A 13670-nucleotide genomic window follows, 5' to 3' on the forward strand; every position below is an offset into this window, starting at 1 on the left:
ATTATCTTCTTGGTCTATTTGTGTGATTAGGTTTATTAGTATTTTTTGTAATAAGACCAATAATCCATAATAGTAGACAAGCACCAATTACAGCCCAAATAATTTGAACAAATGTATTAGGAGCTGCTCCATTTAAGAAAAATGCATTGTAAATCCATCCTCCAATAAATGAACCAATAATACCTACAATAATATTAGCAATAGATCCCATTTGTGCATCTTTGCCCATGAACATACTTGCAATCCATCCAGCAAGAGCACCTAGGATAAGTGTCATTATAAATCCTTGTGTTGAAAACATATTTTCTCCTCTCATGTTTTAAAATAAATCCGTAATAAAATATAAGTTATTACAGTATATATATGCCCACTTTTTATAATTTTAAACAAATAATATCTCAACCCCCTAATACTTTGCTCTTATGGTATAATATTTGTGAGGTGAATGTCATGAATGATATTACAATTTTAATAATAGAAGATGAAAACAAAATTTCAACAATAATGAAATCCTACTTTGAAAAAGAAGGCTATAAAGTTTTTCAGGCCTTTGATGGAGAAGAAGGGCTTAGAGTTTTTAACAGCGAAAATATAGACTTAATTATTCTTGATTTAATGCTTCCAAAAATATCTGGCGAGGAAGTTATTAAAGAAATCAGAAATAAATCTGAGTTACCAGTTATAATGGTATCAGCAAAAGTCGAAGAAGATAATAGAGTCGATGGACTAAGGCTAGGTGCAGATGATTATGTAACTAAGCCATTCTCCCCAAAAGAATTAGTAGAACGTGTAAAAGCTATCTTAAGACGTATAGAAAAATATAATATTCCACGTGCAGATATTATAAAAACCAGCGATGGTAGACTTGAAATGGATTTAGAATATAACAGGATCTTTAAGGATAACAATGAAATTTTACTAACCAAAAATGAATTTCAAATTCTTAAAACCCTTTTTACAAATCCAAATAAAATATACTCTAGAGATGAGATTATAGAACAAACTTTTGGCTATGACTATGATGCCTATGATAGGGCTATAGATACTCATATCAAAAATATCCGTTCAAAAATTGAGGATAATCCGAAAAAACCTTTATATATTAAAACTATATACGGTATGGGTTACAAATCAGGCGGGATAGATGATTACATTAAAGAGTAAAATAATCAGAAACTTTACCGCAGGTATCCTATCCTGCGTTTTAGTTTTTTCAATTTTAGTTACCTTACTTGTCACTTCTAGCTATACAGAGCTAATAAAAGATAGTCCTGATTCTCGTCCCCACCAGGTTGCTACTTGGTTTAAAAAATTTAATAATGATCCAGCCTTTACAAAAAAAGATATGCAGGATGGTCTAGATAATCTTGCAAAAAACTTAGATGTAGATATATATTTTGAAAACATAAATGGAACTATTTCATACCCTGCCTATGGTAGGAACAAAAATTCTCCGTTACAAAAAAATGAGCAGGAATTTTCTGTCTATAATATTAATAGAAAAAGAAAATCTGGTACCTTGCATGTAGTTTATAACGCTGATGCAGAACCGGTTAAAAAATTACAAAGAGATTTTTCGAAAGCAATCATCTACTCTCTAAGTATATCATTATTAATAGGCATTATCATATCCTTAATACTTTCAGAAAATATATCAGAGCCTATTATGATAATCAGTGATGAAACTATAAATTTAAAAGATGGTAATTATAAAGTAGATGATAGGATAACTGATATAAAAGAAATAGAAACACTGCAAACAAATATTAATTATCTATCTAATAACTTAAAAAAACAAGAAGAAATTCGAAAACAATATGCCCAAGACATTTCTCATGAGTTGCGCACTCCCCTAACTAATTTGCAATTATATATAGAAGCTATAAAAGATGGAGTTATAGAACCTGAGGAAAACACAATGGCTATTTTATTAGAAGATGTAAATAGGCTAGAAGGACTTATCGAAGGGTTAAAAAAGACCTTTGATGAAAATGTAGAATACTTAGAACTTAATAAAGAAGACTTTAATGTATCAGATCTTACAGAAAATATAGTCCAAAGCTTTAAAGCCAATGCAGAATATAATAATATAAATATAAGTACCTATATCCAAGAAGATATTATTTTTTATTCTGACTATGATAAATATAGCCAAATCCTACAAAATCTTATTTCAAATGCGATAAAAGCTATCGGAAAAAATGGTGAGATAGATGTATATCTAACGGCAGATAACGAAGAAATAAAATTAAGTGTCAGAGATAATGGAGTAGGTATTGCTGAAGATAAAATCGATCGTATATTTGATAGATTTTATAGGATTGAAGATGCGAGAAACACCAAAGAAAATGGACATGGTTTAGGTCTTTCTATAACAAAAAACTTTGTTGATGCTCTTGGCGGAAAAATAAGCGTAGATTCTAAGATAAATGTAGGAAGTACATTTATGCTTACATTTATTAGATAAGGTTGTAATTATGGCAAAAAGAAATTACAGTAATTCTAGAAAATCCAACAGATCTAGAAATACTTCTAGAAATGCAAAAATAAATTCTAATTCATCGAGTAGAAAAAGAGCCTATCAAAAAAGAATTAGAATGCAAAAAAAATATAGGAGAAGGCGCATAGGGCTTGCTATTGTAGCCTTTCTTCTTTTGGCATTCCTGATAAATATTGTAGTAAATGGATTCAATAGATATAAAATCATGGGCTATCCTTCATTTCGTGAAGAAGTTTTAGAAGATATAGGTGAAAATGTATTTGTTGCATCATCTGAAGGCAGGAGCCTATCAAGTGCAGAAAAAGTAACAGATTTTGATGAACTTTATAAAGTTATACAAAGAAATTACGCAGTAGATAGTTTAAATATAGATGATTTCAAAGAATTTATTAGCAAATATGAAGACTATCGAAAAAAAGTGTACACTTCAAAAACTGATCAAGAATATTTTAAACTCATTAACGAATATTTAGATGTATTAAATGATAATAGAACATTTATCTTAGATAAAGAAACCTATGATAGCTTATTTGAATATCATAGGAAATCAAATGATAGCGATAGAAAATCAGTTCTTGAAAATCCACAAGCTGTAGATAGGTATAAAAGGCTTGTAACATCGAGTACTACCTTAAAACCATCCATGACTGCTACAATAGAGCGTGAAGGTGTATTAAAAATTAGCCTAGAAGATTTTAAACCAAACGAATTTGAAAAAGATTTAGAAACTATAGTAGATATATTTTTAGAAAATCCACCTATTACTTCTATTATTTTAGACTTATCAAATAATAATTCTATAGATGATATTTATAAAAATAAACTATTAGAAGTTCTTCTTAATAATAATTATGAAGAGAATAATCTAATATTTTATAGAGGCAATATAGAAGCAAAAAGTCTGGAAGCTTTAAAGAAAAATTCTGATAATTATTATAAAACTGCTTATGTAAAAAATTTAGCGGGTAAATACAACCAAGAGCTTCAAAAAATAGACTTAGAGGATTATATGTATTATGACGAAGTTAGTTTAAATATTACAAAAAATCCTGATTTTTCAAATAGAAATATTTATGTTCTAACAAATGAAAATACAGCTAATGAAGCAATTAAATTAGCAGATATCTTACAAAAAAATGGAGCTTATATAATAAAAAATGGTTTTGAAAGCTCCCCTACCTCTAAAGATATAATCTATAATTTTAAATCAAATTTATATGTTTTAGAGCATTCTGGTTTAGTTTTAAGTTTAAATGGAGCCTATAGCAAAAACGAAGAAAATTTATCATTAACATATGATGAGAAAATAAATTCAAATAATCCTATAATGTCTATTTTAGATATGATTAATTAAAATAACTAGCAGACGCTAGTTATTTTTTTGTATAGAAAAACCAGCAAGACTAGAAAAGTCTTACTGGCTTAAAAATTATTATCTAATTGTATCTTTTCTTACAAGATCTTTAGATTTTTCTTCACCTAGTTTACCACCCCAAGCTGAAAGTGCTAGAGCTGCTAATAAACCTAGGAATGTGATTACAGAACCTGCTGAAAGTTTGTTTGAAGCATCTTCTGCACCTTTTCTTGCACCTGCAACAGTTTCATCAACTGTTCTTTGTGCTTGGTTAGAAAGTTGTTGTACTTTTACTGATGCATCATCAAGAGTTTCTTGTGCTTGTTTATTAGCTTCTTGTAAACCATTGTAGATATTATCTGTTACTTGTTCAGCTTCTTCTTGAGTTAAATCAGAGTTAGCTTCAACAGCATTTGCAATTGCATCTCTATCTGCAGAGTCAGCTATAGTTTGAGCTCTATCAGCTAAGTCTTTAGAAACTCTATCTATTTCAGATTGTGCTGAATCTGGATTTAAAGCAACATTTTTAACTGCTTGTGCAATTTCATCTTTAGATTCTTCTAATTGATTATTTAGGTAATCTGGTTGTAGTTCTGGAATATCTGTATCTGATAGATATTTTTCAATATCTGCTTGTACTTCTTCATTATCAAAGTTTACATCACTAATAGCATTTCCTGCTGATTCAAATCCTGAACTAATAGCATCATTTGTTGCGCTAATTGCAGAACCTGCTACGTTACCAACTCCACCTGCTACATTACCAGCTACGTTTGCTGCTGTACCTAGTACTGAAGAAATAGTATTTAATACTAATGTTAGTAATAATAGAATTGATAGAGCCCATGTGATTGCTCCGTGTAATAGACCAGATTTTCTTGCTGAATAACCTGCAATGTAACCACCTGCTAGGAATGAAAGGATAAGTGTAATTGCTGTCCAAATACCTGTTCCTACTCCAACACCGTCTAGTGGATGAGCGTTAGTTGGTGAAAATAAACCAAATCCTAAAGCTGCTGTAATTAAGCTTAGTGTTGCAAAACATGCTGCTGCTGTTACCGCACCTGCGATGATTGAACCCCAAGATAGGTTATTACCTGCTGGTAGTACGCTAGTTGCTTGTTCGTAAACTGGTACTCCTTCTCTACGTCTTTCTACTCTTTCGCCTCTGCGTGGTGCTCTGCCAGCTTGACGATTATTTGATCTTTCAACAGTTGATTCTGTTTCAAAAGCATCAACTTTTGGATCATTGTTTTTTCTATCTGTCATAATTCCTCCTTTTTAAAATATAATAACAAATAAAACAGTGTTCTGTTACTTCATTATATTACCCTATTTTTTACAAATTTAAACTTTTAATAAATAATTAATTGTACATTTCATAAATTGATTATATTTTTTAATAATTTAAATAATATACTTATAATTTCTCTGTTTTATAAATCTGGGCTCTTTCTATCTCTGCTACCATATCCCTACCTGCCAGCATTTTCTGAATATTTTTTACATCTAAAATTATTACATCATGGTTTAGCAATTCTTTTTTACTAGAGTCATCTAAAAATGAAGTATTTATAACCAAGACAGGTACTATTCCTTCTATTAAATTTTCGTACATACCTATAAGTTTTTTGATAAAATGTCTATCAACTTTTTTCTCATACTCATAATTTTTTATATCAATAGCGTATTTTTTATCAGCTTTTCTTGCAAAAAGTTCAAAATCATGGCTTCTTTGGTATTTTTCTTGGTAGGGTTCTATAAAATATCCTGTATTTTTAAAAGCCTGAGTGATTAATTGCTGAGAATTGTAGTCAAACTGGATTTTCCTTAAGGCATCTAAGAGTTTATTTGGATTTAGTTTAAAAAATCCCCTATACTCAATTTCATTTCCATATCTTTGAATATCAAATCCAACCACCACATCATCGATCACATTAAAATTGCCATGGGCTATGGCATTTCTAATATGCCTTAAAAGGGCCATAGTCTTTGTTTCATCTGTAGCTAGAGTCATAATTATTTTTGGGCAATGGGTACAAATTTCGTTTAGGAATGGTTTTATAACTTCTTGGTCTATAGTTTCAGTAAATAAAACATCTTCATCTTTTAAGCCCATAGCCTTCATTATCTCTATAAATATAAAATCGTCGTACTGGGGATTTAGCAAAAGTTCATTTTTTTCTGATTGCTCAGATTTTATATTTGGTACATACCAGAGTAAATAATAAATTGCCTCCCTTAGCTCCTTACTAAGGTTAATGGGAATGTTCTGGTGTCTTATTTTATATTTTGTTTTATTTTTGCACGTATCGTAGGTAAATTTATCAGTTAATTGCATGGTTAAACCTTATTTAATCTCTGCTAATAAGTCCTTATCAATAATAGTTAGGTAAATATCCATTTCATTTTTACTTAAAAAATCATCTATGGTATTTTGTGCAATAGCTAGGGCCTCTTTTTTTGGATAACCATATATACCAGCTGATATAAGCGGAAAGGCTATGGATTGTAGTTCATTTTCCTTAGCTAGCTTTAATGAATTCTTATAAGACTTTGCTAATAATTCTTCCGATTTTTTTGGATTTATTGTATTATAAACAGGGCCGGCTGTGTGGATGATGTATCTTGCTTTTAGGTCAAAGCCATCAGTTATGACAGCATCTCCTGTTGAGATTGGAGCAAGTTTATTACACACTTTTTCTAATTTTTCTGCCCCTGCTGCTTTAAAGATAGCCCCACACACTCCTCCACCCCTTTGTAGAGAAGTATTTGCAGCATTTACTATAGCATCTACATCTAGTTTTGTTATATCTTTATTGATAATTTCAAAGCTCATTTTAGGACTCCACCAAAATTTTGTTATCCCACTTTATTTCTAGGTCTCCACAATAATGGATATCTATAAAACAATCAAAAGCCTTATCACCTTTTGTTGCTATTCCATAAAAATGAACTAGACCAAAACCATAGGCTTCCTCAAGAATTGTAAAATTATATTTGTTTAAGTCTGCATAAGTTATACTCTTAACACTATCATCCGATATCAATTTTATCCTTATTGGGTAATCCTCATTTGTTTTTATATCAATTAAATCATTTACTATAATGATAGGATTATCTAGGATATAATCATCCTCTGTGGATATTAAAACTGCCTGGCTAAGCTTAATTAAGACCTTGCCGTTTTCTACAGTAAAATCAATAATATTCATATCATGCAAAGACAATACTTCACTATATGGATTTACAATCATCTTATATACTCCTCAATATCATTAAAAAATTCACTCACATAGTAGTCTGTAAATTCTTTTTTTGATCTATCAAAATAATAAAAATAATAAGGTCTACCATTGGCAACCATGCCAGTAACATCAACATAAGACCAATTATCATTAAGTTTTACAACATTCCATTGATGCTCCCCAGAATAGTCTTGAGGTCTGATCTTTTCTTTGGTATTTCCTGTTATTGAATAAGAAGGTATACCCACCCTTTGGCAAAGAATAGCAAAACTTTGAGCAAAACCTGAACATTGGGACAACCCTTTTACTAAAGCCCCATACATATTATTTTCTATTAAATTTTCTGGGCTTGAATCAAACTGGTATTCATTATTTTCTGCTAGCCACTGAGCAAAGTAATAGGCCTTATCATAATCGGATTCATAATTTTCATTAGCATAGTCTACTAAAACCTTTAATTGATTTTCCACTTGAGCTGCCTCTTCATCTGTCATATATGTTTTGGTATTTTCTTCTATTTGATATCTAGGAACAATTTTAAAAGTGTCCTCATCAAACCAATAATTTGCATATATGTAAGGCTCTGTCTTTGCTTGGGAGTAGTAAGGACTTAATAAAAATAAGGTGCTTACAAAATCCATCTTATCATCAAAGTCGTTTGTTAGTTTTACTTTAGGATCTTGGAGGGCTTCTTTTATGATGCGACTAACATAGAATATTTGATTTTTCTCATCATAAAACTCCATCATACGCACCCCATATTTATCCTGGGTTTCTAAATCCTCAAATCTATCTTTTACTAAAAATCCTGGTTTTACTATTTCATAGTCCAGGGAAATTGGCTCAAAAGTTGGTTGTTTTAGAACGGGGCTTTTGGGTTTAATTTTTTCAAGAGAAATATTACTCTCATCAACCACATCTTCTTTTTTTGTATTAGTAATGGGCGGGACACCACCCTCCTTACCCCTGCTACCACAAGAAGTAAGTAACAGTAAAGTAAGTATATAAATAAGTTTTTTCATCAAATATCCTTTTCTTTATTGATATCTTTATTTTAACATAAAAGGAAAACCTTATAAATTTATCTCTTTTTCATTTGTATGAATTTTTAAGTATTCATAGGCACCTGCTATATCTAAATAATTATTAATAACATAATCTGCTCTAAGATTTTCAGGAACTAAAATCATATATTTATTTGGCGTAAGGTAGGCATCTAGAAGAGTCTTTTCTTTTAGCAAAAACTTAAATATTTGATTTCTTTTTACTGGATTTATCCTAAGTTCTTCAAAAATTTCAGGAGTTTCAGGACCGCACACTATACTATCCGCTTCTGAAATAAAATATGAAGTTGATTTACTAATTACATTAAACATTATAGCGAGCGTCCTATTTATTTTTGTTCCCTGAAAGGTCATTAATCCTATATAGTCATCTTCTACTGAAAAAGGATATTCATATGGTTTTAAAGCGTCATGAAGTTCGTATATATATCTTGCAGATTCTTCATCAAAACTAAAATCATCTGGATAATCTATTATATATCTCATACGCTCTCTTATTATCGGACTTATATCCACATCTCCAGCTGATAAAAATTTTGGAGGAGCACCTTCATTTGCAGCAGAAACTCTTATTTTTTTGCTATCTCTGTAGATCTTATCAATTTTCCATACTTGACCAGCCAAAAATATATTTGCTTCTTCTTGGACTTCTGGACGGATTTCTATCTTTCCTATTTTTCCCGCCTCATTATAAACTGTAAAGGCTTGGGCTGTTATAAATTGATTATAAAATCTCCCCATAAACATGAGCTTATCCAGGTTTAATCCTGTAATTACTTCATTTTCTAATATTTCTATATATCCTTCATTAGCCATATACTCAGTTATTTCTTCAAATTCGTCATCAGTTATATCAGCAAATGTAGATAATGTTTTATTTAAAAATAAGTATTCATCAATAGGCAGTCCATAATTTTCTAGAAGAGTTGATAAAACTTGGTGGGCAAAAACATCGTAGGCCTTAGTTGTTTCTTCAATTTTATCTAAAACACCCTCTTCAAATAAAGAAATAGCTGCCATAGATTGGAGGGCATCATAAACTCCAATATTTATTTGATGAAGAATTGACTTGTGAGTTTTTCTTCCACTTCTTCCCAGCCTTTGGGCTAGGGATAGAACTGTGTGAGGAGCTGTAAACTGAACAACTGAGTGCACAGATCCTATATCAATTCCTAATTCTAGAGTAGATGTTGCAACAATTACATAATTTTCATTATTTGCTTCCTTGGCAAATTCTTCAATTTCTTTTCTGAGCAATTTACTGACTGAAGAGTGGTGGGCAAATATTTTTATATCTTCATTCTTTTCCTTATATAAATTGGAAAGCTTCACTGCAATTAGCTCAACCTTTTCCCTAGAATTTGGAAAAATAAGCATAGGCCCCTCTAGGGAGTAATAGTACATGAAATTTACATAATCATCTGACATTTCAATAGGTTCTGGCATATCAAAGGTGTATGCAAAGTCATTTTGACTTTTATCTACTAATATATTTGTATCACGGCCATTGTTAAAAAATCTTTTTGCAAGGTCATAATTTTTATCACCAATTGTCGCAGATAAACCTATCATACGCGGTGGTTCGTAAGTAAATCTAAGCATACGATTTAGTAAAGATTTTAATTGCAAACCACGATTTCCTGATAAAAAGCTATGGATTTCATCAACTACTATGTATTCTAAATCTTCAAATAATATTTTCGCCACTTCTGGCTTACCAGATAGCAAGGCCTCGATAGATTCCGGAGTGATTAACAAAATTCCCCTTGGGCTATCTATAAGATTATCTTTTTTTGCCTTGCTAGCTTCTCCATGCCATGAGGTAATTGGAATGTTCATATCAAAACACATATCATTTATGCGTTTAAATTGGTCATTGATAAGGGCAATAAGGGGCGAAATATATAAAATTTTCACACCCTTGTCCCAATTTTTAACCTTGCTAATGGCAGGCAAAAAAGCAGCTTCAGTTTTTCCAGATGCTGTAGCTGCTGATAAAATCAAATTATTTTCTGTAGAAAAAAATGCTTTTATAGATGCATTTTGAATTTTTGTTAGGGCAGGCCAGCCCTTCTCATGAATATAAAATCTAAGTTCTCTATTTAATAAATCAAAGGAAGTTGTCATATTATTTCTATCTCATCATCCATATCATCAGGATCTTTGCTTATAGTAAGGACATCCTTAAATCGTTCACTTATAATGTCAATTATCTCTTCATTTGGATTTTGTCTTTTTAAATCTAGGATTTCTATAAAATCTTTTATAACCGCACGTGGAGTTAAGAATTCATTTGCTCCTGGCCTATTTAATTGCCCCTCCATGTAGGTAATTATTTCTGACTCAGCTATTTCAATAGATTCTCTGTAATGAACATTATAAACATTTACTAAATTTTCTAAAAGCGTGTAGATTTCTTCATTAGAAAGTGGTTTTAGCCCTAGGACAGTTCGATTTGTATTTACTAATTTATTATCCATACTATCTTCGCTACCTAGTCTCCCTTTTAGTGCCCCGTAGGAAGATAAACCGCGGTTTTCATCAAAAATGGTTTTTCGAGTGGCACCAAAATTTATAAATAAACCCTTAGCTATATTTGACTTCGCCTCGTTATATATATTTAAAATGCGTTCATAGTTTCTCTCACGAGTTACTGAGTGAGGTATCTTATATAAATTTACTGCCTCGTCAAAATTAACTACAAAGCCACTATAACCAATACCTAAAAATAGCTCACTCATATTTTTAAGAGCGTCAAACCAGTTATCATCATTTATTATTTGGTTAATACCTACAACTTTTTTGGCCTCAGTCTTGGTAGTGATATCTCCCCTTAGCCACCTAATAGCATTTGTCTTTATCAGCCTATTATCGTTTATAAATCCTTCATAAAATTTAACTAAGGCCTCTCCAAATTCAAAGGATAAACCTACTGCTGAAAAATTTCCAATGATATTTAAAATCTCATTGGTTACTTCTTTTTGGTAGGCACCTTCTAAAATTTCAGAGACTTCTATACTTAAGTTATCAGCAACCTTAGAAAAAATTTGATTTAACCATTCTTCAATAATTGAGCTTAGGACATTACCATTTTTTAGCGTCTTAGTTTTTATATTATCAATTATTTCAGTATAAAGAGCTACAGCTTTTCTATCTGTCGCATAAAATCTCCTAGATGGATTGAGGTCTAGGGTAGAAACTACAAAGTTTTTTTGTAAGGCAAGCTGTTCTATTGTTGCAAGCATAAAACTTTTCCCAGATCCAAAGTCCCCTACCCAAAAACGGATGTCACTTCCTCCATCAGCTACACTATCTAAAATTTTTATAACTTCTTCTACTTCTCTATTTCTACCAACTAAAAGATGTTGGACACCCATATTTGGCACCACTCCACCTTCTAGGGATTTTATGATAACTGATGCTTCTTTGGGGTTAATTCTTGCTGCCATCTACATACTCCTTTATCATATCTACATAAAATTCATCTATAATTACTTTTTTGTCTTCTACTACTAGAGTCTGGTCACCTATATAATCAAATAAGCTTTCATTTATATTTCCTATAAAGGTATTTAGGGTAAGACCATCTTTTTTTGCCAAAGCTTGGACTTCATCAACAGAAATAAATCCTTGGTCCAAAATTCTAGCCAATACATCAGTATAGGAATTGTCATCTTCATTTGCTACATCTTCTTTAGTCTCATCTATCGGTTCAAGGCTTTCTTCTTCATCGAAAAATTCATTTACTAGACTTACTGTTTTATCCAAGTTTCTCCTAGAAATATCAATTTTTTTGCTATCTACTTTAATTTTTTTAGGGGCAATATTTTTAAGCTTGCTGATTTCTTCAATTAAACTTAAGCTTAGTTCGTTTTCTTTTATAAGTTTTAAAAATTCGTCAAAATTTGCTTTATTAATAATTTCAAATAAATATTTGACATGGCTTTTTTTGTTTAAATCTTTTTTGTATAAGTAATACAAAGCGATTATTTTCTCATCCTCATACCATGACTTAACCAGTTCTTTTAATATTTTTTCAAAGTTTTCATGGTCTTCATAATCTTTTACAAGTTTTATTTCTTCTTCTATGTCAAGGTATATTAGATAATTTATAAAGTCCTGAGTTTTTTTAGGATTTTTAACAAAGTAGTCTCGGTAAATTTCATCTAACAATTTAAAGTCAAGATTATTTAGATAGTCTTTTTGATAGTCACTTACAAAATTATAAATATCAATATTAGCTTCTTCTTTTAATAAGTCACTAGCCTTTTCTGTCGATATCCAGCCATAAAAACTAAATATTTCCCTAATATTTTTCTCACTTATGACTAAGATAGCATCTAAAATATCTTTTGATTGCTGGTAGGGTTTTATTACTCTAGTAAGTCTTTTAGTTTCTATATCTTTTGCATCAAACAAGGCCCTTAAGGTGGATAAGTATAAGTCCATCAGTAGCTTGTAAACTTTTTTGTTTTTCCATAAGACATTAGAGCGCTTGGAAATTTGATTAATTGCTAACTGCTCTTCTTTAGTAAAATTATATTTTTCTCTAGCAGATCCGTCAGGATCCCACCATAAGGAAATTTTATTATTGTCTGTGAGTTTAAAATATTCTTTGGTTTCCTTATCTGCAGGTTTTAATTCATACTTTAATTCATCTGCCCTATCTTCCAGTAATTTTCTAGCATCAGACCCTACATAATCTTCAATTATCTTATAAGACTTTTCTGCTGTTTTTCTTGAAAGGGGATTATAAAAGTTTAAAACTTGTGTTTCTGCTATGAGATATATAGTGTAGTATAGGTCAAAATTTACTGTTTCACGTCTTAACTTTGAGACATGTCTTGCAACAGTTGTACCCTTTTCGTTTAAATAAAGTTCTAGGGTCTCACAAAGTCTTGCATACATTTTTAAGGCGGCCACATTAACTTGGTTTACTCTCATAGCCTTAGACTTATAATGACGATCAAGTTTTAGTATCCAATACCTATAGTCTTTTACTATTGGCTTATCATTTTTTATCTTTGGTGGAATTTTTTCTTCCTTTTCATGGCTTATATCTATAACCCCACTTATATCTCCTACCTCAATTTTTCTTTTAAAGGTCTGTTTTTCGCCTTTTTGGAGCTTAGAAATATCAGCTGCTATATTATCTATCAACTTCTTTATATCTTCATATTTCATATAAGCCCCCTTAATTAATCTTCCAATCATTATACCTTGTCAAGGATTTTTTTGCTCAAAAAAACGCTAGTTTCCTAGCGCTCCTCATTTATAAACCAAATTTTCTAGCAATGGCTACCGATTCATGGTAGTAGGATTTTGCTACCCCATCTTCATTGGCCAAGATATATTCATCTACTAAAAAATTGCTTTCATCGTCATTATCTTTTATTCTATATACTTCATAGCCCTCATAGTCGCCTAAGTAAGATATTTCACTATCTTCTTCAAATTCCTTTATAGCAAACTCTAAGGCCTCATCATAATATTTATTTTCCATA

13 protein-coding genes are annotated in these 13670 nt (G+C 30.9%); 3 read left to right on the top strand and 10 right to left on the bottom strand.

Annotation, left to right across the window (positions count from 1 at the left end; translation table 11 throughout):
• Window position 1: 1 nt before the first annotated feature.
• Window positions 2-301, bottom strand: a complete 300-nt coding sequence (locus ACCQ40_RS03450; protein ID WP_410032609.1) for a GlsB/YeaQ/YmgE family stress response membrane protein — start codon at window positions 299-301, stop codon at window positions 2-4.
• A 149-nt stretch (window positions 302-450) separates the two neighbouring features.
• Between ACCQ40_RS03450 and ACCQ40_RS03455 the strand changes: the two genes are divergently transcribed.
• From ACCQ40_RS03455 to ACCQ40_RS03465, 3 genes are read left to right on the top strand one after another with little or no spacing between them, the layout of a single operon-like run.
• The gene (locus ACCQ40_RS03455; protein ID WP_410032610.1) at window positions 451-1164 is read left to right on the top strand and encodes a response regulator transcription factor; all 714 of its coding nucleotides are present in this window, start codon (window positions 451-453) and stop codon (window positions 1162-1164) included.
• A complete protein-coding gene (locus tag ACCQ40_RS03460; RefSeq protein ID WP_394011691.1) occupies window positions 1145-2467 on the top strand; it encodes a sensor histidine kinase in 1323 nt (440 codons plus the stop codon). The genes ACCQ40_RS03455 and ACCQ40_RS03460 overlap by 20 nt, the downstream gene beginning before the upstream one ends.
• Window positions 2468-2477: 10 nt before the next feature.
• Window positions 2478-3854, top strand: coding sequence for a peptidase S41 (locus ACCQ40_RS03465; protein WP_410032611.1), 1377 nt, complete (start codon window positions 2478-2480; stop codon window positions 3852-3854).
• 78 nt (window positions 3855-3932) lie between these two features.
• Here the strand turns inward: ACCQ40_RS03465 and ACCQ40_RS03470 are convergent, their stop codons facing one another.
• The 9 genes from ACCQ40_RS03470 to ACCQ40_RS03510 all read right to left on the bottom strand — a co-directional run bounded on the left by ACCQ40_RS03470 (window position 3933) and on the right by ACCQ40_RS03510 (window position 13669).
• Window positions 3933-5123 carry a hypothetical protein gene (locus tag ACCQ40_RS03470; protein WP_394011693.1) on the bottom strand — a complete coding sequence of 397 codons (1191 nt, stop codon included), beginning with the start codon at window positions 5121-5123 and terminating at the stop codon, window positions 3933-3935.
• Between the two features lie 151 nt (window positions 5124-5274).
• Complete coding sequence (locus ACCQ40_RS03475) at window positions 5275-6195, bottom strand: hypothetical protein (protein WP_410032612.1); 921 nt, start codon at window positions 6193-6195, stop codon at window positions 5275-5277.
• Between the two features lie 9 nt (window positions 6196-6204).
• Window positions 6205-6693, bottom strand: a complete 489-nt coding sequence (locus tag ACCQ40_RS03480; RefSeq protein ID WP_394011695.1) for a macro domain-containing protein — start codon at window positions 6691-6693, stop codon at window positions 6205-6207.
• A 1-nt stretch (window position 6694) separates the two neighbouring features.
• Window positions 6695-7111 carry a hypothetical protein gene (locus tag ACCQ40_RS03485; protein WP_410032613.1) on the bottom strand — a complete coding sequence of 139 codons (417 nt, stop codon included), beginning with the start codon at window positions 7109-7111 and terminating at the stop codon, window positions 6695-6697.
• The gene (locus ACCQ40_RS03490) at window positions 7108-8124 is read right to left on the bottom strand and encodes a transglutaminase domain-containing protein (RefSeq protein ID WP_410032614.1); all 1017 of its coding nucleotides are present in this window, start codon (window positions 8122-8124) and stop codon (window positions 7108-7110) included. The genes ACCQ40_RS03485 and ACCQ40_RS03490 overlap by 4 nt, the downstream gene beginning before the upstream one ends.
• A gap of 51 nt (window positions 8125-8175) precedes the next feature.
• Window positions 8176-10293, bottom strand: a complete 2118-nt coding sequence (locus ACCQ40_RS03495; protein WP_410032615.1) for a DEAD/DEAH box helicase — start codon at window positions 10291-10293, stop codon at window positions 8176-8178.
• A complete protein-coding gene (locus ACCQ40_RS03500) occupies window positions 10290-11615 on the bottom strand; it encodes an ATP-binding protein (RefSeq protein ID WP_410032616.1) in 1326 nt (441 codons plus the stop codon). The genes ACCQ40_RS03495 and ACCQ40_RS03500 overlap by 4 nt, the downstream gene beginning before the upstream one ends.
• Window positions 11599-13350: a tellurite resistance TerB C-terminal domain-containing protein gene (locus ACCQ40_RS03505; RefSeq protein WP_410032617.1), complete on the bottom strand. Its 1752-nt coding sequence runs from the start codon at window positions 13348-13350 to the stop codon at window positions 11599-11601. Before ACCQ40_RS03505 ends, ACCQ40_RS03500 begins: the two co-directional genes overlap by 17 nt.
• 88 nt (window positions 13351-13438) lie before the next feature.
• The gene (locus tag ACCQ40_RS03510) at window positions 13439-13669 is read right to left on the bottom strand and encodes a hypothetical protein (RefSeq protein WP_394011701.1); all 231 of its coding nucleotides are present in this window, start codon (window positions 13667-13669) and stop codon (window positions 13439-13441) included.
• Window position 13670: the final 1 nt, after the last annotated feature.

The organism is Anaerococcus cruorum (genome assembly GCF_046365495.1).
Lineage (GTDB): Bacteria > Bacillota > Clostridia > Tissierellales > Peptoniphilaceae > Anaerococcus > Anaerococcus cruorum.